Consider the following 21,045-nt stretch of genomic DNA (forward strand, 5'->3'; position numbering starts at 1 on the left):
CGCGCCATTTTCCAAAATCCTTAATAATTTCCGTTACTAAGATTTCGGTACGGCGGCCGAAAGTTTCAAGTGAAATCGGATCGCGTCATTTTTCGTGACGGATGGCGTCAAATTGCCAAGCCGCTTCCTGTGAAGCGGGAGAGACAAAAACCGATTTTTCTGTGAGGGCATTTCTGCCGTTTCACAGAAACCTTCATTTGTCGCCAAAAGGGAAAACGGCCATGCAGTTTTGGCCGCCTTCCCGCATTTGAGGGGTTCGGCCGCAGGCCAAGAAGCGCGATTTTGCGACAAATAGGCGTTTGTCTGCAGATGGAAGCATTTGTCGCCGAATTTCGGCATTAAATATGAGAACTGCGACAAATAAGGGTTTTTCTTTTTTCAGGCGCAATACCTCAGTGGTGGCGCAAGCGCACACCACTGTAAGCGTCCCTTCGGGAGTGAAACGGCCCATCTCGGGCCTCGAGCTCCTCGCTTTGCTCGTCGGGCGCCTGCGGCGGGGGACGCTGGCCACCCTTTGGTTGTCCGATCTTCAAATGCAGCGGCATACTTCAGCCTCAGCAACGGCGTGGGCGGCGCTACAATAGGCCCAGAGCCGCCGCTGCTCCGCAATCGCCGCTGTGGCACCCAGCGACGGCAAAGCGGCCATTGCAGGCGCACTGCAGCGCCGCCACCGCGGTGCCGATCATTGGGCTAGTCGAATGAGCGGCCGACTGCCGCCCCAAAGGGTGGGAAAGGTCACCGGCTGCGAGCCTCTGACCAAGACAGAAAAGTTCAGCACTGGAGTGCAAGGTCGAGAAAGTCGGAAGAGTGGAAAAAGGGCTAGTCGCCCTGAAATCTGCTCTTTCGGCTTTCTCGCTGGCCTTGCTTCGTCGTTCGAACGGAGCGGCACGGTCCGCTCAGCGGTCCTGCAACATGAAGGAAAACATCACATGTTCACCACAGCCATAATGTTATCTCGACCTGTGTCCGAAGCTCCCTCCGGCACGCCTTGCAAGGCTTCGACATGACCGTGAAACGGCCGCTGTTCTTGAAGAATGGGATGCCGGCGATGAGGGTGGTCGATGAAATTCCGCCGGATGCCGCAGAGTCGGATTTTCTGCCAGGTGTCGCCGCTCGCTGGCAGATACTCACCACACCGCTAACCCTCCACGGCTGTACCGCCTTGGCCTCGCCGGGCTTCCTGCCTGAGCTGGAAGCGGCGATGCCCTGGCACAGCGCGTTGCTTGGCTTCGTTGGTCGTGAGGTGGCACTCTCTCGCGGCTGCGCGCAAAACTCCATATCCCTCCCGCCTGTGATCCTGGTGGGTCCCCCGGCCGCAGGCAAAAGCCACGCCGCGCGCCTCATTGCATCACACGCGGGTTTGGGGTTCGGCGCCATCGACGTAGGCGGCGCATCCGACAACCGTGCGTTGGCCGGAACAGCGCGCGGATACACGGCGACGACACCAGCGTGGCCGTTGGTGGTGATGGCAGCACAGCAAACCGGCAATCCGCTGCTCCAGGTGGACGAGGCCGACAAGTGCGGCGGGTCGGCAATGAACGGCCACCCGCACCACACGCTGCTGTCGCTGCTCGAGCCTTCGACTTCGTCCTCATGGTTTGATGCCTGCCTGATGGCCGCTGCCGATCTGGGGGCGGTGTCGTGGGTTTTGTGCGCCAACGAAGTTTCGGTCCTGCCGAAGGCTCTCCGCACGCGCCTCGAGATCGTCGAACTGCAACGGCCTGCATCAAAGTGGGCAGGCCATGTTGTCGAGCGGCTCGCTTTGGACCTTGTCGTTCAACTCGGGTTGCCGCCGCCTGCTTCGAACCTTCTGCTTGCCCGCGGCCGTGTCAAAACCATGGCAGTCGGGTTGCACGAGGAAGGCGGCAATCTCCGGGATATCCGCCGCCTTTTGCGGGCCGCCCTTGCCGACCACGTCGTCGCCATTAGGCGTCGTCTCGACCACTGAAGACTGTCGAACACACCACCCACTCGAAAAGGGCCGCCGTCAAATGACGGCGGCCCTTTCGCATTTTGAAGAAGAGAATGACCATGATCTACAAAGACCAGACAATCGCGCTGATCCTTTCCACCACCGCCGACCCTGAACGCGCCGGGTTTGCCGACTCAGGCCTTTCACTCGCGGGGATGCGGATCCAGTCCGTCGCAATCGCGGCGCTGAATATTTTCCACGGCGAGGACAGTGAGGTTCGGCTCCGCTTCGTCACTTCCAACGACGATCGTTCAGAACGCGACTTGCTGCGGAACCTCAACGTCGAGGACGCCGGCGTAACGCTCATCTGCGCCGATCCAGCCGTTGTTCGAACGACCCTGCGTCTGAGGACCAGTCTGCTTTTGGACAATCAGCGGGGCGGCGCCGAAGCCGTACACCGCCAGCTTGCATGCGCAACATGGCTCGCAGCAGGCCGGCAAGTGGATGCTTCACTCCTGGGTGATCTTGGGAACCGGCGCGAGAAGCATCTGGCGATGGCTGCGGCAATCCTGCTCGACGAACTTGTGGACCGACGCATCACACCGCTCGGGGCTTGCCGTTTCGAACTCGCCGCGGAGCTTCTGCAAGAGTCTGCGGCAGAGGCCGGCTTCGACGCGCTGGCCGGTCGCATTGTCGAACTTCGGCTGGCTGCTCTCCAGCGATAGCAGCCGGCTTCGCCCTAGCCGGTTAAGTACCGTCACAAAATGGATCAGGCGCGATCGGGGCCCGCCAAACCGTTGAAACTGCCGTGTCGGCGCATGGCCACGGCCGGCCGAGACAATCAGCACAACCATTTCTAAAGGACACGATAATGCCGGATCAGAACGAAACAGATGCAAACGAGCCCGCCCTTCCGTCCATTGCGGAACGGAAGGCTGACCGAAAGCCAACAATCGTGATCAGGTGGCGCGATCGATTTGGAGCTATTGCCGCAGCGAAGCCCAGGCCCAAGGCGCCTGCGCCCGTTGAGGCCATCCGAATTCCCACCACCATGAGCGACGATGAGCTCATCGAGTTCGAAATGCACCCGGAAGCGCGGGGTGACTTCAAGATCAGGCCTATCTCGAGGGAGTGGCGCTACCTTGGCCGAAAGCCGGCGTACCGTACCGCAGTCTGCAATGTTGCGTATATTTCCCGAGATTCGAGCGCGATCGATGTCTTCGGAAAAATGCCGCGTTCGTTTTCTCAACGTGGCTATGAGCTTCGTGGCTGCGGGTTGATGCTGCCGGGCAGCGCGCCGCAATGGGCTCGCGAGGGCTATAGGATCTGGGAGGAGGCGGATGCCAATACGGCCGCGACCTGTGATCCCCGCGACGCGTCGGCATGGCATGTTTGCGGGCAGATCCCGGGCTCTTTGCCCGCGGACCTTTGGAGTTGGTTCGTGACGATCTTTGTCGAGCGTGAACTCACGAACAAAGGCGCCGCCGTCGCCTGGGCAATCCACGGATTACAGGGCGACGACGGAGAGTGGATCGTCCGGCCGCATTTCCATCTGATCGTCTCGCGACTCTACTGGCGTCACCGCGCAAAGAAGTTCGGGACGCGCCACCCGGCATGGCTGGCCAACCGCAAAGCACAGGCACGCCTCGCGGGCGCATGGCATCGCTGGTGCGGGACTTCACACCTTTGGCGGCGGCTGAAAGGCGAGCACGCCAAACGGTGGACGGGCGAGTAAGCGAAAAGCTGGCACGTCGTATCGCCCTGGGCAGCGATCATATCACATCGGCCAAGCAAGTGCTGGGCAGCCTTGTTGGTCAGATCGCTGCCCCTAAGCAGCAATCGCCCGATACAGCGTCCCACCCGCGCTCCGGTTTCAGTAGATGCCGATCTCGCTGATGCAAATATCGGCATGGTGGTCCCTGCCAAAGGCGACAACCGCCAAGGACGCAATGCTTGTCCCTGCCACGAAATCCTGCATCCCATGCTTCGAAGCAGTGAGCAGGCTGAAAGGCAGCCGGGTCTCGCGCCATTCGGACGTCACATCGAAGCCGGCGCGGTAAAATGCTGTTGGCGTCGACTCCCCCGTTCGCCGCAAGTGTATGAAATAAAGTTGATCGTTCCCACGTGCGACGAGCCGCACGCCACCAATGCCAGCGATCAGCGGCGGGTCCAGGCGTCGCCGTATCTGGATGAAGCCGCCGTTGTTCGCGGTGCTGATCGTTCCTCTCATTCGGGCCCAGTGGCGATTATCGTCGTATTCGAATTGCACCTGCCCAGACGAGACGCCGCCCATCACGGTGTCGCTAAAAAACCTCCACCGGCTCGCGGGATTGTCGGCAAAGGTCTCGATCATGGGGTTGGCTTCCGTTCGACCGGTGCCGGCGCAGAGACGACGAAGAACTGGTGCAAGCTCACGCCACCAGCTTGCGCGCTGCCGCCCTGAACCCGTCGATCATCGCCGGTGTCGCGCCGCGGATCGGACCGATGGTCTTCATATGGGTAACCTTGAGGCCGACGAAATCGAGGATCTGTCGGCGCAGCACATTCAGCCAGCCGTTGCGATAGCCGAACCACAGATACCAGCCCGGCGTGTCGGTGGTGATAAGCACCCGCGACGTTCGCCCTTCGAACAGCTTCTTCGGAAAATGCCCGTCGCCTTCATAGGCAAAGGCGATGCCAGGCAAGAACACCCGGTCGATCAGGCCCTTGAGCTTGGCGGGGGCGGCTCCCCACCACATCGGGTGGATGAGGATCAACGTATCGCACCAGCGCAGCGTTTCGAGGAACTGCACCAGGTCGGGCTCATGGTCCTGTCGCGTCTTGTAGCCACCGGCCAGATTTGGGTCGAAGGCCAGCGCCGACAGATGCAGGGTCTTCACCGCGGCGCCGCGCGCCTCGGCCGCTTCGGCGGCGATCACCGCCAGTGAGCCGCATAGCGTTTCCCGATCAGGATGGCCATCAAGGACGAGCACGCGAGACGCAGCGGATATTGTCATGTGCGGTTTCCCTGGGTTCGCAATCGCCCGTTGATTACGAAATCTGGCTGTCAGCGAATAGGTGAACGATGTTCAGTGCGACCTCGCCGCACGGTGATGCAGTGATCCCACCCCTAGTTCAGCAGCACCGTTACCTTCTCCAGCGTCCGAATGATGCCCCAGGCAATTGGGAAGAGAACCGCGGTCCAGCAGACCACGATGAACATCGTTGTCATGCCGCTTGGCGCTGACACGGTGTCGCTTGTGATCGCAGCCGTCGCACCAGGCATCGTGGCCTGCGTGTCTTCAAAACTGTGAAATCGCTTGTCGACAGGCCGGATCAACAGATTGGCGACAAAGGCGATCGACAGGACCCCTGGCAGCGCCTGATAGATCGGCGGGTAAACCAGATCGCGCGGCGTGCCGGCGTCGCGCAGGCTGCCGACGATCAAGGGGCCTACAATACCGGCCAGCGACTAAGCGCTCAGCAGGCGGCCATTGATGGCGACGACATTGCGTGCGCCGAACAGGTCGGCGAGATAGGCCGGCACGGAGGCAAAGCCGCCGCCGTACATCGACGCTAGGACGCTCAAGACGACCAATTACAGACCGAGGCTTGCCCCGGTCAACGCCGATGCTACGATGCCATACCCCAAAATTCCAGTGCAACTTTTGCGACGAGTTGGGCCTTGTTCTTCTCCTGTTCCCCCGATAACGTGTCGTCGACAGCGCCGAGGCTTGCTATGTTAGCTTTAGCGTAGGGGATGAATGTGGTTTCGAAGTTGCGCCAAAATTCGGTCGTCGATCTGTTTTCAGGCGCTGGCGGCCTGAGTAGTGCGTTTGAGAGGAGTGGTTTTCATACCGTCTCAGCGGTCGATATTGACGCTGATTGCTTGTCGACGCTTAGGGCCACTCAGCAGGCCGGCCTGCGCATTGATAAGACGCAGAAGAAATTTCTCGATGGCACTAAGCTACTTCAGGCAGATATTCGGGAGGTCCGGAAAGCTGATTTGATCCCCGAAAAGGCTGGGGAAGATTGGCGACCAGATGTTCTTGCTGGCGGTCCTCCATGTCAGCCATTTAGTTCAGCCGGTGCGGGCCTTGGGCTGGATGATCCCCGCGGTCAGCTTTTCAAGCATTTCGTACGGCTCGCCGCCGAACTCCGTCCTCGCGTCGTGCTGTTCGAGAACGTGGCCGGGTTAGTTACCGCCAAAGGTAAGAACGGCGAGCCGGGTGGCGTGCTTGAGATGATCCAGCAGCACTTCGAGCGCATTGGTTACGCTTGTCGCTTTGAGCTGCTGAACGCAGCCGACTTTGGAGCTGCGCAGCGTCGAGTGCGCCTTTATATGGTCGCCACTTGCGACCAGGCGCTGCCGAAATTTCCGAAGCCTTCACACGCGGTTAACGGGCTGAACGGGATACTCCCGTGGACGTCGCTAGATCAGCTTTTGAAGTCCCTTCCTGAGCCTTGCCGAAGCGATATCGTGCGGCCTAAAGGTAAACGCGCTCACGAGTTGCTCGATTTGCTTCCGGGAACTGGGCTGAAGTCGAACGGTATAGTGGAGGCTAACCGCCCTTCAGGCCACTGGGGATACCGACAGGATTGCTTCGTCGCCGATCTCAATGCGCCATCTCGCACCATACGGGCAGCTTCCACACCCGACTGGATTCAGACACCTAACGGCTTGCGGCGGTTGACTTGGCTTGAGTGTGCGGCCCTGCAGGGATTTCCAGAGGGCTGGTTGTTCGATGGCGGTCGCGCCTCACGTTTCCGGCAAATCGGAAATGCAGTGCAAGGAGATATCGGGCAGGCTATTGCTCACGTCATTAAGGGAGCGCTCGATTCGGTGTTGAAAGAAACTCCTGCCTCGGCGTCATGGCCTGCCGCGTTTCATAAACGGGTCCGATACACCGCGATGGAAGCGCGTGTGAACGGTGCGCACCGCACTGCCGCCAGAGAGCTTCGTGAACAGAACTTGCGTACTGCCCGTGCCGCAAGTTAATCCGACCCGTTGGTCGGAAGAGGAACTGAAGGCTGATCGAGATTTAGCCGAGGCCCGTTTTATCCTGGAACGAAAAGGTGAGGGGCCAACCGCGTTCTACGCCGCGTGGGATGTGGTGCTTCCCCAGATTGAGCAGGCCATGGCTGTCACTAACAATTTAAGAAGTATCACGGCACAGGCCCTTATAAGCGAGCGTGGCCTTTGGCAGGCATTAAGATATTTTTGTGCGCCGCCAGTTAGCGAAGAGGACCTTTGGACGCTCGTTGGAAAAAAATTCAGGAATGTCCCAACCGCGTTTGCTGAGAAGACCGCTGAAGCTTTTTCATCTGTATTAGATCATCGGCGGATGCCGTGGATTGATCAAGATAGAGATCCCACTGAATCAGAATGTGACAAAGTCGTTTTTTCCACTGCGCTACTACTTGCGCACGAATCTTTTAAGACAGGCCGCCGAGGCATCTCCTCTAGGGCGCAAGAAGGGGATGTGTCTGCAACATTGCAGGCGGCCGGGGTGGATTTCGATGCTTCGCGATCGTCGATTTCGAGCTTGGATCAGTTGGAAAGATTTACTTTTTCGAGAGAGCGGAAAGTGGCAGGCGCAAAATGCGATCTACCAATTCGTCTTAAGGATGGAAGACTGCTCGCCCTCGAATGTAAAGTCAGCAACGGGCCGAAAAACTCGTGGAAGCGATTGCAGCGCGAGGTTGGCGGGAAGGCAGATACTTGGAGACGCGAATTCGGGTCAAAGGTTGTTACGGGCGCGCTTCTGGCAGGCGTTTTTGACTTGGCATGCGTTCGGCGTTCGCAGGAGGAGCAAGGTGTCGCGATTTTTTGGCAGCACGAACTGGCTCCATTGATAAGATTCGTTACCGAAGATTAGGCGGCCTGCGCCTCGCTTCGATCCATGGCCGGTGTGGAACGGCTCGGTGTAGGTTTCAGCGCCACAGTTTCCTTTCCCTTTTGCTGACTCGCAGCTCGCTGCGGTCGAAACCGAAGCTGAATGAAGGCCGGGTTTCGGGGAGTGCGCGTTACAGCTCTAACGTCCGATTGTGGGTCTCGGCACCACCGCCGCTAAAATTGGTCACGATGTTATGCGGCGACGTCCGGCACCACCTGCCAAGCCAGCATCTCCGGAGCGCGGTCGAAGAGATCGAGTAGGTCCGGCTGGAAACGACGCTGCCGGCGAATATCCTCGAACACGCTCAAATGCGGCGTCTTGAGGAGATCGGCCTGCAAACGGGCGAGTTCGAGTGCGTTGGAACCGCTCTCCTTGGAAGCGACGTATTGGTGCATTCGAGCCGAGAACCCGCCGAAGGCATTCTTTCGAGCCGCACGGATAGCTTCCCGATTGAGACCAAGAACGTTGATCGTGAACGTAGCACGCGCGCGCTCGGTAACGCCCAGCCCGTCCAGCGGCAGGATCTCGAACGTGCCTTCTATGTGCGCGCCGTTTGGCGTAACGCCGCCAAGGTCCATCTCGAAAAAAGCGAACGGGTCCTCGGTGCGCGGATCGATGAACCCCGACACGCCCGCAGGTGGTGGTACGACCGCATCATTGCGGCCGCGGATGAACTCTTCCACGACTGCGCCGTTCACGACACCGAAGCGGTTGCTTTTCGGTCCATTACAGGGACCGCAGGCGAACAAGTAGTTGCCCCAGACAAAAGCGTGTTCAGGGAACAGATTTTTGGGCCGGATATGTTCGACTTCGTCGGCGAGCGAATCTTGGCAATAGGCACAGCGTACCGAGCCGATGCACATCTTCGCGAGGGTCCCGCGCACAGCCTTGAACGCGTCCTTCTTCGCATTCGTGCTCAATTTTGTATCCCACTCGCTTTTAGCCTTGGCCACTCGGCTTGGATAATCCGCCGGTTTATCGACGAGCTTCTGGATCGCCTCCAAAGTCTTCAGCGCCGACTCCTCCAAATCCCGCACCGCGATCCTGAGCATTTAGACGGAGACCGTCGCGGCCGTCGTCGGCAACATCGATCGTAGATCCTCCAGACGGCCTTCGTCGCCATCGGCGAGCTGGCCCTTCAACGCCTTACGGTTTAAGTGCGCCAGTTCGTTCATTAACTGCTTCGACTCCTCAGACCGCGCGATGTCGCGACCGAAGAATTCTGTACCATACGCATCCAGGATCGACCCGTGGATCAGGCGGTTCAAGGCCACGCCTTCGACCAAGCCGGATTCCTCGTCGCTGCCCGGGCTTGCCAGACGCCAGACCGTGGTCGCGTTTCGACAAATTATAGGACTGTGTGTCGTGACGAGAAATTGCAGCTTTGGGAAACAGCGCGTGAACCAGGGGCCAATATCCCGCTGCCAGGACGGGTGCAGGTGGGCATCTACCTCGTCGATAGCTACAACGCCTGGAAGGTTCACCGACTTCCCGTCAATGTCGAGCGCCTTAACCATCGCATCGACCCCATAAGACCGTGTCATCTGCCGAAGGATCTCGAAGATCATAGAAAGGACGGAGCGGTAACCGTCGCTCAGTTGCTCCACGATCACCCTCGCCCCGTTTGCGTCGGTGATAATAATCTCCTCGCTTCGCACCTCTGAGATTTGCGCCCCGTGTGGAAGCAGCTCTGAGCGGTTCAGAAATCGGATCAGATGCTCAAGTAGATGGCCATCCTCGGAGGTATTTTCGAGCTGGCGTACGCGCAGCTCGCGAAGCCAACGCAGTCCTTCGGTAAGCGCGACATCCTCGCCGAATGCAGAGAGATGAGGCGCCAGTCGGGGATTGGAGAAGAACAATCTGTCGTACGCTTGGTCCCCGCCCGTAAACCGACGAAAGGGACCGAACGATGCTGAGAACCAGCCCGCGTTGGCGCCCCAAATTGATCGAATGCCCACTTTTTGGCCGGTACCCGGGATGACATCCACACGCGGTCCGCCGATTGAGGAGTCAACGGCTTTGAAGAGCAGCTCGACCTCAATCGTTTCGGCACGGCGGCCTTTTTCTGTGAAAATGTCTCTCGGATCGACTTCGACCTGTAGTTTGATGGCGGCGTCATCGGTTCCGTCGCGCTGCCAATTGTTCCAGTTCTGTCGCAGTGCGGCTGCCTCTTTCGGGCCAGAGAGGGCGAGAGCGAGCGAGCGAACTACGCTTGATTTTCCGGCGCCGTTTGAGCCTAAGATGACGTGCCATCCTGCTGTTTGAGCAGCCGAAAAACGGAGGTCCAAGCTGTCAATAGATCGGATGTTCGTGATCTGGAGGCGTCTGACATACATGATAGCGGATCCGTCGGCGAGGGAACTCGTGTAACGTTTAGCGAAAGCATCTCGCGGAACCAACAGAGGTCATCCACGTAACGGCGGGCTGACCGAGAGATCCAGCGTCGGGTTTTGATTAAAGCGGTCGTCCAGGCTGCAAACTACGGATTGCAGCCAAGTCTCACTCTCCGCCACACGACGACATCTCAGCGAACGCTCGCCAGCCCAGCGAGGCGAAGTTAATGGATGCCTGAAGTTGGGGACCGCCAAGCATGGCTGAATGTCGCCTTATGAGTCATTTTGGCCTTCACCCCGAGCTCGATGAACGCCCACTTGCGACATTCGCTAGCGGAAAGGTGCCAGTCCATAGGCGGCCCATTTTTTTCATGACGGCTGCCCGGCTGAGCAATCGACAGCGTCGCGCTGGTTCTCAATAGCGCGAGCACGGCCTCGAGGGCCCTCGCCAAATTAGGCACAATAAAGGGCGGAACGTCTCCATTGCGGACGAGTAAACTGTGCCTGTTGACTGTGCCACTCGACTGTGCGACTCTAAACTTTAATGCAGTAATTTCAATTGGTTAGCTGAACCGCAAAGTTGGCTGGGGATCCTGCCGCCCCAGCCAGATACCATGTCATGTTTTGTGGCGCATCTGTCGCCAACAGGGTGAAGCGGGTTCCAAGCGGGACAAATCTGTCGAAGTCAGCAATTGTTCAGCTCGCACGGAACAAGTGCGGCCTGTGTTGATTGGTCTCTCAAGGTCGCCGTCGGCGACGAATTGAGGAGTATGTCATGCACAATCTTTCAAACCGTCGCCGGAATATCACTGGCATCGCATTGCTGCTGCCGCTTTCGCTCGCGATTGCAGCGTGCGGGGACAAGGCGGCGACGACCGATGATACGGTGACCACTGTCGATGATGGCACCGCCGCGGGTGGCACCGCCATGGACAGCACCGGTACCGGCATGGACGGGTCCATGGATTCGCAGATGCCGCCGGCCGGCTCGCCGCCGATGGATGGCGGCATGGCGCCGCCGGCGACCATCGAGCCCAACACCACCGATCCGATGGGCACGCCGATGACCCCCGGCACCACGGGTACCGGCACCGGCAGCACCAACACCGATACGGGCAGCCAGCCGAACTAAGCAACAACCGGCCGTCGTTTTCCCGGTCAGTGCGGGAAGACGACGGTTCGGGTGCCGCTGATGAAGGTTCGGCCTTCGAGGTGGTAGCTGACAGCCCTTGCCAGAACTCGACGCTCGATGTCCCGTCCCTTGCGGACGAGGTCATCGGGCGTATCGGCGTGGCTGATCGGCTCGACATCCTGGGCGATGATCGGGCCCTCATCGAGATCGGCGGTCACATAATGCGCGGACGCGCCGATAAGCTTGACGCCGCGGGCATGGGCCTGATGATAAGGTTTGGCGCCCTTGAAGCCGGGCAGGAAGCTGTGGTGGATGTTGATGCAGCGACCGGCCAGATCGGCGGCGAGCGCGTCCGACAGGATCTGCATGTAGCGGGCGAGGACGACCAGCTCGGCACCACTGTCTGCCACGACCGCGCGAATGGCGTCTTCCTGCGCCTGTTTGTTGCCGTTGACCATCGGCAGGTAATGATAGGGAATCTGGCCGAAATCGAGGCTGGCATGGACCTCGCGCGGATGGTTGGAGACGATGCCGACCGGCTCCATCAGCAGCTCGCCGATGCGGGCGCGGTAGAGCAGGTCGACCAGACAATGATCGAATTTCGAGACCAGCAGCAGTACGCGGCGCGGGGTATCGCGGCGGCGCAGTTCGAACCGGCCGTCGAGGCTCTGGGCCAGGCTGTCCAGCGCCGTGCGCAGCGCCGGCTCGGCGTCGCCATCGGCGAGAGTGAATTCGATGCGGGCGAAGAACATCACGGTGTCGGCGTCGTTGAACTGGTCGGCCTCGGTGATGTTGCCGCCATGCGCGAACAGCGCCGCGCTCAGCCCGGCGACGATGCCGGGGCGATCGGGGCAGGACAGGGTGAGCATGTGTCTGGTCATGAAGGCCGCGCATACAGTGCGGTCCGTACTTTGCCAAAGCCTCTTTCGCCGCAGGCCTTTGCGCCTTACCTGACACCCGAAAGGGAGTGTCTATGCCGAGCCTGTTCGACAAATTATGGGCGGCGCACGCGATTGCCGAGACCGAGGGCGGGGCGACGATCGTGGCGATCGACCGGGTGTTCCTGCATGAGCGGACCGGCGCCGCCGCGCTGAACTCGCTGGCCGCCGCCGGGCGCGGGGTCTGGGATGCTGCCCGCGCCTTTGTGGCGATGGACCATATTGTCGACACCCTGCCCGGGCGCGGCGACCAGACGCTGATGCCGGGCGGCCAGGCGTTCATCACCGAGACGCGCGCCGCAGCGACGGCGGCCGGCATCCGGGTGTTCGACGTGACCGACCCGGACCAGGGGATCATGCATGTGGTGTCCCCCGAGCTGGGGATCGTGCTGCCGGGGCTGACATTGGTGGCGCCGGACAGCCACACCTGCACCCAGGGCGCGGTCGGCGCGCTGGCCTGGGGGATCGGCTCGACCGAGGCCGAGCATGCGCTGGCGACATCGACGCTGCGCATCAAGAAGCCGCCATCGATGCGGGTGCGCTTTGAAGGCGTGCTGGCGCCCGGCGTGACCGCCAAGGACATGGCGCTGGCGCTGATCGCCGCCCATGGCTCGGCCGGTGGGCAGGGCTTTGCGGTGGAGTTCGCCGGCGAGGCGGTGCGGGCGCTGCCGATGGAGGCGCGGCTGACCCTGTGCAACATGGCGACCGAATTCGCCGCGTTCAGCGCGGTGATCGCGCCCGATGCGGTGACGCTCGAATGGCTGAAGGGCCGGCGCTATGCGCCCGAGGGCGCGATGTGGGACCGGGCGGTCGAGGCCTGGGCCGGGCTGGTCAGCGACGCGGACGCGGTGTTCGACCGCGAGATCGTCATCGACGCCGGCGCCATCCGGCCGATGGTTAGCTGGGGCACGTCGCCGATGCAGTCGGTGCCCTTGGACGGCGTGGTGCCGGCGGACGCGGCGGCCAAGCCGCTGGCCTATATGGGGCTGGCGGCCGGCCAGCCTTTGCTCGGGTTGCCGGTGACCGGGGCCTTCATCGGCAGCTGCACCAACAGCCGAATCTCGGACCTGCGGCGCGCGGCCGCGATCGTCAGGGGCCGCAAGGTGGCCGATGGCGTGCGGGCACTGGTTGTACCGGGATCGAGCGCGGTCAAGCGCGCGGCCGAGGCCGAGGGGCTGGACCGGGTGTTTCTCGATGCCGGGTTCGAATGGCGCGAGAGCGGCTGCTCGCTGTGCTTCTTCGCCGGCGGCGAGAGCTTCGGGGCGGGCGAGCGGGTGATCAGCTCGACCAACCGCAATTTCGAGAGCCGCCAGGGCAAGGGGACGCGGACCCATATCGCCAGCCCCGAGGTGGTGGCGGCGAGTGCGCTTGCCGGCGCGATTGCCATGCCGGGAGCCGTGTCATGAGCCAGCCCTTCGTCACCCTCTCCAGCGTCGCGGCGCCGCTGATCGAGGACAATATCGACACCGACATCATCATCCCGTCGCGCGAAATGAAATCGACCGGCAAGACCGGTCTGAAGGACGGGCTTTTCGCCGGGCGGCGCTATCTGGAGGGGCGGGTGCCGGACCCGGCATTCGTGCTCAACCAGCCCGCCTATGCGCAGGCGGCGATCCTGCTCTCGGGCGACAATTTCGGCTGCGGGTCGAGCCGCGAGCATGCGGTGTGGGCGCTGGTGGAATGGGGCATCCGCTGCGTGATCGCGCCGAGCTTCTCGCCGATCTTCGCCGGCAATGCCGTGCGCGGCGGGCTGCTGCCGCTGGCGCTGCCCCGGGCGGATGTGCTGGCGCTGGCCTCGGCGGGGGCGCCGATCAGCATCGACCTGCCGGCGCAGACGGTTCGCGCAGGGGAACTTTGCTTCGGTTTTTCCGTTGATGGAGAAGCCAAGGCAATGCTGCTTGGCGGGCTTGATGCGATCGACCTGACCTTGGTACAGGCAGGCACCATCCGGTCTTTCCAGGCGGCGGACCGGACGGAACGCCCCTGGGTCTATCTGGCTCAGGACTAATAGTTCACGGACAGATATTCGAGGTATTGTAGCGTGATGAAGATGTTTTCAGGAGATTTGCATGACCGATCGCAGCATGGACGCGGCCGATGAGCAGCGTCGCAACTTTCTCAAGGTCGGCGCCGCAGTCGGAGCCGCAGCAGTGAGCGGCGTGGCCAAGGCAGCCCCGCTGCAGACCTCGGACATCGGCAAGTCGCCTCTCAAGCAGCCGCCGCTGCCCTGGGCCGAAAATGCGCTGGAGCCGGTGATTTCGGCGCGGACGCTGGAATTCCATTATGGCAAGCATCATGCCGGTTATTTCAACACGCTGGCCGGGCTGGTGAAGGACACGCCGATGGCGGACCAGACGCTGGAGGAGATCATTCTCGCCTCCGCCGGTGACCCGGCCAAGAAGGCGCTGTTCAACAATGCCGCCCAGGCCTGGAACCATAATTTCTACTGGACCAGCCTGACCCCGGACAAGACCGCGCCCGAGGGGCCGCTGCTCAACGCCATCCAGCGCGATTTCGGCTCGGTCGACGCGCTGAAGGCCGAGCTGGCCAAGGTGACGACGGCGCAGTTCGGCTCGGGCTGGGGCTGGCTGGTCTCCGAGGGCGGCACGCTCAAAGTGGTCAGCACCAGCAACGCCGAGGTGCCGTTCACCAATGGCCAGAAGCCGCTGCTCACCGTCGATGTCTGGGAGCATGCCTATTATCTGGACTGGCAGAACCGCCGCCCCGATCACGTCAAGGCGGTCGTCAACGATCACCTCGACTGGCGCTTCGCGGCGAAGAATTTCGCCTGATCTGAGTTGAAGGGCCGCGGGCGGCGGGGGTTTCCCCGCCGCCCGCGGCTTTTTCATGCCGCCTGGCGGAAGCCCAGCGGCAGCCCAGCGTCGGGCGTGAACCCGTAGAGCGGCTCGGACGGCAGCGCGGCGGCGAGGATGTCGCGGACCTTGAGCAGCTTGTCGAGGTCGATGCCGGTGTCATGGCCCATTGCCTCGAGCATGAACACCAGATCTTCGGTCACGATATTGCCCGAGGCGCCGGGCGCGAACGGGCAGCCGCCGAGGCCCCCCAGGGAGGCATCGAAGGTGGTGATGCCGACATCGAGCCCGGCGATGACATTGGCCAGCCCCAGCCCGCGCGTGTTGTGCAAATGCAGCCCGGTCAGATGCTCGGCGCCGATGGCGGCATGCACGGCCCGGACCACCGACCGGACCTGCGCCGGATTGGCATAGCCGGTGGTGTCCGACAGGCCGACCTCATCCGCGCCGGCGGCCATCAGCTTTTCGGCCAGCTCGACGACCTTGGCCTCGGTGACGATCCCTTCAAGCGTGCAGCCGAAGGCGGTGCTGACACTGCCCTCGAAATGCACCTTGTAGGGCGCGGCCCTGCACATCGCGGCAATGGCGGCGGCGTCTTCCAGCACCTGGGCGTGGGTGCGGCGGAGATTCTTGAGGCTGTGGGTCTCGGAGGCCGACAGCGGCAGCGTCAGCTTGTGGGCACCGGCGGCGAGCGCATTCTCGGCGCCGCGCGCATTGGGCACCAGCACGGCGACGATGAGGCCGGGGTGGGTGCGGGCATGGGCGACGACCTGCGCGGTGTCGGCAAGCTGGGGAAGCAGCTTGGCCGGCACGAATGAGCCGACCTCGATCTCGCGGATGCCGGCATCGACGAGCGCGTCGATCCAGGCGCATTTGGCGGCGAGCGGCATCACCGGATCGATCGACTGGAGCCCGTCGCGCGGGCCGACTTCGCTGATGAGGATGGTAGACATGGCTTGCTCCTGACTTGATGGGGACTTATGCCCGCCGGCAGACCGATGCAAGGTTGGCAAAAAGGGAATATGGGCGTGCACGAAGGATTGCTGGCCGGAATCAAGGTCGTCGAGTTCACCCATATGGTCATGGGGCCGGCGGTGGGGGCGATCCTCGCCGAGCTGGGTGCCGAGGTGATCAAGGTCGAGCCGCTCGGCGGCGATGCGACGCGGCGACTGCTCGGCTCGGGCGCCGGCTATTTTCCGATGTACAACCGCGGCAAGAGCAGCATCTGCCTCGATCTGAAGGCCGCTGACGGCCTGGCGGTGGCGCGGCGGCTGGCGGCGGCGGCCGATGTGGTGGTGGAGAATTTCCGCCCCGGCGCCATGGACCGGCTCGGGCTTGGGGCGGACGCGCTGCGCGCGGAGAACCCCCGGCTGATCTATTGCTCGGAGAAAGGCTTCCTGCCCGGCCCCTATGAGGACCGCACGGCGCTCGATGAAGTGGCGCAGATGATGGGCGGCCTCGCCTATATGACCGGCCCTCCGGGACGGCCGCTGCGCGCCGGCGCCTCGGTAATCGACGTCGCCGGCGGCATGTTCGGCGTCATTGGCGTGCTGGCGGCGCTCGAGCGGCGGCACCGCACCGGCGAGGGCGCCAGCGTTCAGTCGGCGCTGTTCGAAACCACGGCCTATCTGGTCGGCCAGCACATGGCGCAGAAGGCGGTGACCGGAAAGCCGGCGGCGCCGATGCCGGCGCGGGTCTCGGCCTGGGCGATCTATGACGTGTTCGAGACGGCGGACGACGACCAGATTTTCGTCGGCGTCGTCACCGACGGGCTGTGGGCAAAGTTCTGCACGCTGTTCGGGCTCGACGATCTCTGGGCCGATGAGGGGCTGCGGGCCAACAATGCCCGGGTGATGGCGCGCGAGACGCTGCTGCCGCGCGTCCGCGCCGAGCTGAAGAAGTTCACCAAGGCCGAGCTGATCGCCCGGCTCGATGGCTCCGGCCTGCCGTTCGCGCCGATCGGCAAGCCCGAGGAGCTGTTCGACGATCCGCACCTGCTCGCCGGCGGCGGCCTGTCCCCGGTGACGCTCGACGACGGCCGCGAGACCCGGCTGCCGGTGCTGCCGATCGCCGTCGACGGCCAGCGCACCGGCGGCGCGGCGACGCTGCCGCAGCCCGGCGCCGACACCCGCGCCGTGCTCGCCGGGATCGGCATGGACGCGGCCGAGATCGATGCGCTGCTCGCCGCCGGAGCGATTGCCTGACCCCGCAAAGCCCGATGATGTTTGAAAGCCAGGGCCGGCGCTGCTAGAGCGCGACGGCGCAGCCTTGCCCATTCCTCGATTTCCGGAGCCTCCCCGTGGCCTATCAATACGCCTATGTCATGAAGGGTCTTTCCAAGACCTACCCCGGCGCGCCCAAGCCGGCTTTCAAGGACATCACCCTCAGCTTCCTGCCCGGCGCCAAGATCGCCATCATCGGCCCCAACGGCGCCGGCAAGTCGACGCTGATGAAGGTCATCGCCGGAATCGACAAGGAATATCAGGGCGAAGCCTGGGCCGCCGAGGGCATCACCGTCGGCTATCTGCCGCAGGAGCCGCAGCTCGATCCGACCAAGGACGTGCGCGGCAATGTCATGGACGGGGTGCGGCCGGTGGCCGATCTCGTCGAGCGCTTCAACGCCATCTCGGCCGAGATGGCCGACCCGCAGGACTCGACCGACTTCGACAAGCTGATGGAGGAAATGGGCGACCTGCAGGAGAAGATCGACGCGGTCGATGGCTGGACGCTCGACAACCAGCTCGAAATCGCCATGGACGCGCTGCGCTGTCCGCCGGGCGACTCGTCGGTCGACAATCTTTCCGGCGGCGAAAAGCGCCGCGTGGCGCTGTGCAAGCTGCTGCTCGAAAAGCCGGATATCCTGCTGCTCGATGAGCCGACCAACCATCTCGACGCCGAATCCGTGTCCTGGCTGGAAAACCATCTCAAGGAATACAAGGGGATGGCGATCCTCGTCACCCATGATCGCTACTTCCTCGACAATGTCGTGAAGTGGGTGCTGGAGCTCGACCGCGGCCGCGCCATCCCGTTCGAAGGCAATTATTCGGACTGGCTGGAGGCGAAATCCAAGCGGATGGCGCAGGAAGAGCGCGAGGACGAAAGCCGCCAGAAGGCGATCACCCAGGAACTGCAGTGGATCCGCTCCTCCGCCAAGGCCCGACAGACCAAGAGCAAGGCGCGTATCAAGGCGTTCGACGAGCTGGTCGAGAAGCAGGCGAACCGGCGGCTGGGGTCGGCGCAGATCCTCATCCAGATCCCCGAGCGGCTGGGCAACACCGTCATCGAGGCCAATGGCCTGACCAAATCCTATGGCGACAAATTGCTGTTCGAGAATCTGACCTTCAGCCTGCCGCCGGGCGGCATCGTCGGCATCATCGGCCCGAACGGCGCCGGCAAGACCACGCTGTTCCGGATCATCACCGGCCAGGAACAGCCCGATACCGGCGAAATCCGGGTCGGGGACACGGTCAAACTGGCCTATGTCGACCAGAGTCGCGATGCGCTGGAAGCCAGCAAGAACGTCTGGGAAGAGATTTCCGGCGGCAACGAGAAATTCTATTTCGGCAAGAACGAGGTGCTCACCCGCGCCTATGTCGGCGCCTTCAATTTCAAGGGCGCCGACCAGCAGAAGAAGGTCGGCCAGCTTTCCGGCGGCGAGCGCAACCGCGTCCACATGGCCAAGATGCTGGTCAAGGGCGGTAATGTGCTGCTGCTCGATGAGCCGACCAACGACCTCGATGTCGAGACGCTGCGGGCGCTGGAAGAGGCGCTGGAAAGCTTCGCCGGCTGCGCCGTGGTGATCAGCCATGACCGCTTCTTCCTCGATCGGCTGGCGACGCACATCCTGGCCTTCGAGGGCGACAGCCATGTCGAATGGTTCGAAGGCAATTTCGAGGCCTATGAAGAGGATAAAAGGCGGCGTCTCGGCGACGCAGCCGATCGTCCGCACGCACTGAGCTACAAGAAGCTGACCCGCTAGCGCTTTCGGCGGCCCCATACGGGCCGCCGAATGCTTGTAAGTATTTTTACCCTATGCTTAACGTGCGCCCGCAGCATGGGCAGGGGCAATTGGAATGGCTGCGCAACGGGCGCATTCGGGGCGTTGGGCATGGCCGGCGGCATTGTCGCTGCTCGTCCTGCTGACAGGCGCCGCCGATGCCGAGCCAATCATCGCCGCCGAACCGCCTGATTTCATGGCGCGCGTGATGGCGCTGCACAACCGCGCCCGCGCCGAAGTCAAGGTGCCGCCGCTGGTCTGGGACGAAGCCCTGGTGGCCGATGCCCGGCTGTGGGCGACCGCGCTCGCCCGCCAGCGGCTGTTCGAGCACGACCAGACCAACCGGCCGGAACCGCAAGGCGAAAACCTGTTCATGGGCACCGCCGGCGCCTATTCGGTCGAGGAGATGATCGGCGAATGGGTCAGCGAGCGCGCCCTGCTGCGCGGGCCGGGCGACTGGCTGGCCAGCTTTCCCGCCGTCGGCCACTATACCCAGATGGTGTGGCGCACGACGTCACGCGTCGGCTGCGCCATGATGCGCAACGGCGAGGATGACTATCTGGTCTGCCGCTACCGGAAAGCCGGCAATGTGATGGGCGAACCGGTGTTCTAGGCGGGGTCCGAGATCGACAAGAAAATAGCCGCCGGCGCGAAGGAAAAATGCCTCCGGCGGCTGGGGCCGCAGGCCCCAGACCCCGATAATTTGGCCTCCGCATGGCGATGGCAGATGGTCCTGCGGGATCAACCCAATATTTGGGGTCTAGGGCCTGCGGCCCCAGCCGCCGGAGGCATCTTTCTACTGCCGGCGAGACCCTTCGGCTAAGGCACCAGCCATCGGCCCCGCCAGCCATCGGCGGCTTCAAAGCGCGCGCGGCGGTGGCCGGTCTGGGCGAGGTGCAGCCAGTCGATGTGGTGAATGGTGACGAGCAGCAGCGCGAAATGGGGGCGGGCTTGCAGGAGCCGGGCTTCGCTGGGCTTGAGGCCTTCGACGTCGGCGGGGAGGCCGGAGCCGGGGGCGGGGAGTGGGGTGCCGGGCGGATGCTCGGCGAGATAGCAGCGGCGGGCGAAGGGCGTGCTGGCGGCCCAGGCGGCATCGGCCTCGGGGCCCTGGGTGACGATGCGGGCGCGGCCGTGGAGGCGGAGCTGGACGGCCTGGCCGGGGTGATAGGCGAGGACGGCGACCGGGCGGCCGTCGAGGTCCCGGCATTTCGGGCTGCGGGCATCGGTGTGGAAGCGCAGCGTGGCGGCGGCGGGGTCGACGTGGCGCAGCACCATCACCCGGGCATCGGGCGTGGCGTCGGACCCGGTGCTGGTCCCGATGCTGGCGATTACTGGCGTGTGGACGGGAGAGCGGCGGTCGGCGGCGCCGCGCGTGAGCGTGGCCCAGGCCCCGGTGAGGATGTCGGCGAGCGCCGCGTCCATGGGCTCGGCTCAGCCCTTCTTGGTCGCCTTGCGGGCGGCGGTAAGGGGGGCGGCGGGCTTGGGCGCCGGCTCGGCGAACAGGCCGGGCGTTTCGAGCCGGGGCAGGGCGGCGGCGGCGAAGCGCGGGAAATCGGCGCTGGTGACGCGCAGCGCATCGACGCTGATGCTGCCGGCTTCCTTGCAGAAGCGGGCGGGCTCGGGGTGGTTGGCGTAGCGGTTGTAGAGGCGGGTGGCCTCCTGGTCCTGGATGGTCTGCCAGCGGGCGCCGTGGCGGGCGCGGTAGCGGCCTTCCTCGGCCAGATAGGCCTGGGTGAACAGCGTGCCATGCTGCTTGAGCATGGCATTGTAGCGGTTGCTGATCGCGGTTTCGCCGGCGCGCGAGCAGGCCAGCGCGGCGACGTTGAGCGCCGAGCGCAGCTGCCAGACCTGGATATGGTCGCCGCTGGCGGCCATCGCCGGCGGCGGCGGTTCGGCGGCGACCTCGGCGCGCTCGGAGACGGTGGGGAAGGTGGGGGCGGCGACCTGCGATGGCGATTTGGTGGCGCAGGCGGCCAGCAGCAGCGCCAGGCCAGCCGGAACGATAATGGTACGCATGACTTCCCCCCCTTTGGTGTTCAAGCCC

Annotated in this window: 22 protein-coding genes; 12 read left to right on the top strand and 10 right to left on the bottom strand. The window is 63.1% G+C overall.

The genetic code is table 11. The features are described from left to right. Positions 1–193 precede the first annotated feature (193 nt). The gene (locus ACTIFJ_RS07485; protein WP_439533473.1) at positions 194–451 is read right to left on the bottom strand and encodes a hypothetical protein; all 258 of its coding nucleotides are present in this window, start codon (positions 449–451) and stop codon (positions 194–196) included. A gap of 552 nt (positions 452–1,003) precedes the next feature. Here ACTIFJ_RS07485 and ACTIFJ_RS07490 point away from each other — a divergent pair. The 3 genes from ACTIFJ_RS07490 to ACTIFJ_RS07500 all read left to right on the top strand — a co-directional run bounded on the left by ACTIFJ_RS07490 (position 1,004) and on the right by ACTIFJ_RS07500 (position 3,647). Beyond that, a complete protein-coding gene (locus ACTIFJ_RS07490) occupies positions 1,004–1,948 on the top strand; it encodes an AAA family ATPase (protein WP_439533474.1) in 945 nt (314 codons plus the stop codon). Positions 1,949–2,025: 77 nt separating this feature from the next. Then, entirely contained in the window at positions 2,026–2,637 is a 612-nt protein-coding gene (locus ACTIFJ_RS07495) for a hypothetical protein (protein ID WP_439533475.1), read from the top strand. 326 nt (positions 2,638–2,963) lie between these two features. Beyond that, positions 2,964–3,647: a MobA/MobL family protein gene (locus ACTIFJ_RS07500; protein ID WP_439533476.1), complete on the top strand. Its 684-nt coding sequence runs from the start codon at positions 2,964–2,966 to the stop codon at positions 3,645–3,647. Between the two features lie 138 nt (positions 3,648–3,785). Here ACTIFJ_RS07500 and ACTIFJ_RS07505 read toward each other — a convergent pair whose 3' ends face one another. From ACTIFJ_RS07505 to ACTIFJ_RS07515, 3 genes are all read right to left on the bottom strand, one after another. Further along, entirely contained in the window at positions 3,786–4,265 is a 480-nt protein-coding gene (locus tag ACTIFJ_RS07505) for a CIA30 family protein (protein WP_439533477.1), read from the bottom strand. Positions 4,266–4,323: 58 nt separating this feature from the next. Further along, positions 4,324–4,908 (bottom strand): NAD(P)H-dependent oxidoreductase, encoded by a 585-nt coding sequence (locus ACTIFJ_RS07510; RefSeq protein ID WP_439533478.1) that lies wholly within the window; start codon positions 4,906–4,908, stop codon positions 4,324–4,326. 113 nt (positions 4,909–5,021) lie between these two features. Beyond that, positions 5,022–5,339 carry an MFS transporter small subunit gene (locus tag ACTIFJ_RS07515; protein ID WP_439533479.1) on the bottom strand — a complete coding sequence of 106 codons (318 nt, stop codon included), beginning with the start codon at positions 5,337–5,339 and terminating at the stop codon, positions 5,022–5,024. A 312-nt stretch (positions 5,340–5,651) separates the two neighbouring features. Between ACTIFJ_RS07515 and ACTIFJ_RS07520 the strand changes: the two genes are divergently transcribed. Then, positions 5,652–6,890 carry a DNA cytosine methyltransferase gene (locus ACTIFJ_RS07520; protein WP_439533480.1) on the top strand — a complete coding sequence of 413 codons (1,239 nt, stop codon included), beginning with the start codon at positions 5,652–5,654 and terminating at the stop codon, positions 6,888–6,890. Beyond that, positions 6,823–7,770 (top strand): XamI family restriction endonuclease, encoded by a 948-nt coding sequence (locus ACTIFJ_RS07525; protein WP_439533481.1) that lies wholly within the window; start codon positions 6,823–6,825, stop codon positions 7,768–7,770. The genes ACTIFJ_RS07520 and ACTIFJ_RS07525 overlap by 68 nt, the downstream gene beginning before the upstream one ends. Before the next feature lie 209 nt (positions 7,771–7,979). Here the strand turns inward: ACTIFJ_RS07525 and ACTIFJ_RS07530 are convergent, their stop codons facing one another. Continuing rightward, positions 7,980–8,840, bottom strand: coding sequence for a hypothetical protein (locus tag ACTIFJ_RS07530; RefSeq protein WP_439533482.1), 861 nt, complete (start codon positions 8,838–8,840; stop codon positions 7,980–7,982). Then, the gene (locus ACTIFJ_RS07535; protein WP_439533483.1) at positions 8,841–10,124 is read right to left on the bottom strand and encodes an AAA family ATPase; all 1,284 of its coding nucleotides are present in this window, start codon (positions 10,122–10,124) and stop codon (positions 8,841–8,843) included. Positions 10,125–10,896: 772 nt separating this feature from the next. On the opposite strand from ACTIFJ_RS07535, the gene ACTIFJ_RS07540 reads away from it, so the two are divergent. After that, positions 10,897–11,253 carry a hypothetical protein gene (locus tag ACTIFJ_RS07540; protein ID WP_439533484.1) on the top strand — a complete coding sequence of 119 codons (357 nt, stop codon included), beginning with the start codon at positions 10,897–10,899 and terminating at the stop codon, positions 11,251–11,253. A 26-nt stretch (positions 11,254–11,279) separates the two neighbouring features. On the opposite strand, the gene purU is transcribed toward ACTIFJ_RS07540, so the two are convergent. Then, complete coding sequence (gene purU, locus ACTIFJ_RS07545) at positions 11,280–12,134, bottom strand: formyltetrahydrofolate deformylase (protein ID WP_439533485.1); 855 nt, start codon at positions 12,132–12,134, stop codon at positions 11,280–11,282. A 92-nt stretch (positions 12,135–12,226) separates the two neighbouring features. On the opposite strand from purU, the gene ACTIFJ_RS07550 reads away from it, so the two are divergent. The 3 genes from ACTIFJ_RS07550 (at position 12,227) to ACTIFJ_RS07560 (ending at position 14,983) form a co-directional block, all read left to right on the top strand. Next, positions 12,227–13,597, top strand: coding sequence for a 3-isopropylmalate dehydratase large subunit (locus tag ACTIFJ_RS07550; protein ID WP_439533486.1), 1,371 nt, complete (start codon positions 12,227–12,229; stop codon positions 13,595–13,597). After that, positions 13,594–14,199: a 3-isopropylmalate dehydratase small subunit gene (gene leuD, locus ACTIFJ_RS07555; RefSeq protein ID WP_439533487.1), complete on the top strand. Its 606-nt coding sequence runs from the start codon at positions 13,594–13,596 to the stop codon at positions 14,197–14,199. The genes ACTIFJ_RS07550 and leuD overlap by 4 nt, the downstream gene beginning before the upstream one ends. A gap of 61 nt (positions 14,200–14,260) precedes the next feature. Next, the gene (locus tag ACTIFJ_RS07560) at positions 14,261–14,983 is read left to right on the top strand and encodes a superoxide dismutase (protein WP_439533488.1); all 723 of its coding nucleotides are present in this window, start codon (positions 14,261–14,263) and stop codon (positions 14,981–14,983) included. Between the two features lie 53 nt (positions 14,984–15,036). Here ACTIFJ_RS07560 and ACTIFJ_RS07565 read toward each other — a convergent pair whose 3' ends face one another. Then, a complete protein-coding gene (locus ACTIFJ_RS07565) occupies positions 15,037–15,957 on the bottom strand; it encodes a hydroxymethylglutaryl-CoA lyase (protein ID WP_439533489.1) in 921 nt (306 codons plus the stop codon). Positions 15,958–16,032: 75 nt separating this feature from the next. Here ACTIFJ_RS07565 and ACTIFJ_RS07570 point away from each other — a divergent pair, with 75 nt between their 5' ends. The 3 genes from ACTIFJ_RS07570 to ACTIFJ_RS07580 all read left to right on the top strand — a co-directional run bounded on the left by ACTIFJ_RS07570 (position 16,033) and on the right by ACTIFJ_RS07580 (position 19,614). Continuing rightward, on the top strand, positions 16,033–17,208 hold the full coding sequence (locus ACTIFJ_RS07570; protein WP_439533490.1) for a CaiB/BaiF CoA transferase family protein: 1,176 nt from the start codon (positions 16,033–16,035) through the stop codon (positions 17,206–17,208). A 95-nt stretch (positions 17,209–17,303) separates the two neighbouring features. Continuing rightward, positions 17,304–18,983 (top strand): energy-dependent translational throttle protein EttA, encoded by a 1,680-nt coding sequence (ettA, locus tag ACTIFJ_RS07575; RefSeq protein ID WP_439533491.1) that lies wholly within the window; start codon positions 17,304–17,306, stop codon positions 18,981–18,983. 94 nt (positions 18,984–19,077) lie between these two features. Further along, positions 19,078–19,614, top strand: coding sequence for a CAP domain-containing protein (locus tag ACTIFJ_RS07580; RefSeq protein ID WP_439533492.1), 537 nt, complete (start codon positions 19,078–19,080; stop codon positions 19,612–19,614). A 206-nt stretch (positions 19,615–19,820) separates the two neighbouring features. Here the strand turns inward: ACTIFJ_RS07580 and ACTIFJ_RS07585 are convergent, their stop codons facing one another. Both ACTIFJ_RS07585 and ACTIFJ_RS07590 read right to left on the bottom strand, forming a co-directional pair. Continuing rightward, positions 19,821–20,423 carry a pyridoxamine 5'-phosphate oxidase family protein gene (locus tag ACTIFJ_RS07585; RefSeq protein ID WP_439533493.1) on the bottom strand — a complete coding sequence of 201 codons (603 nt, stop codon included), beginning with the start codon at positions 20,421–20,423 and terminating at the stop codon, positions 19,821–19,823. A gap of 9 nt (positions 20,424–20,432) precedes the next feature. Next, positions 20,433–21,017: a hypothetical protein gene (locus ACTIFJ_RS07590; protein WP_439533494.1), complete on the bottom strand. Its 585-nt coding sequence runs from the start codon at positions 21,015–21,017 to the stop codon at positions 20,433–20,435. Positions 21,018–21,045 lie beyond the last annotated feature (28 nt).

This window comes from Polymorphobacter sp., assembly GCF_051860865.1.
GTDB lineage: Bacteria > Pseudomonadota > Alphaproteobacteria > Sphingomonadales > Sphingomonadaceae > Sandarakinorhabdus.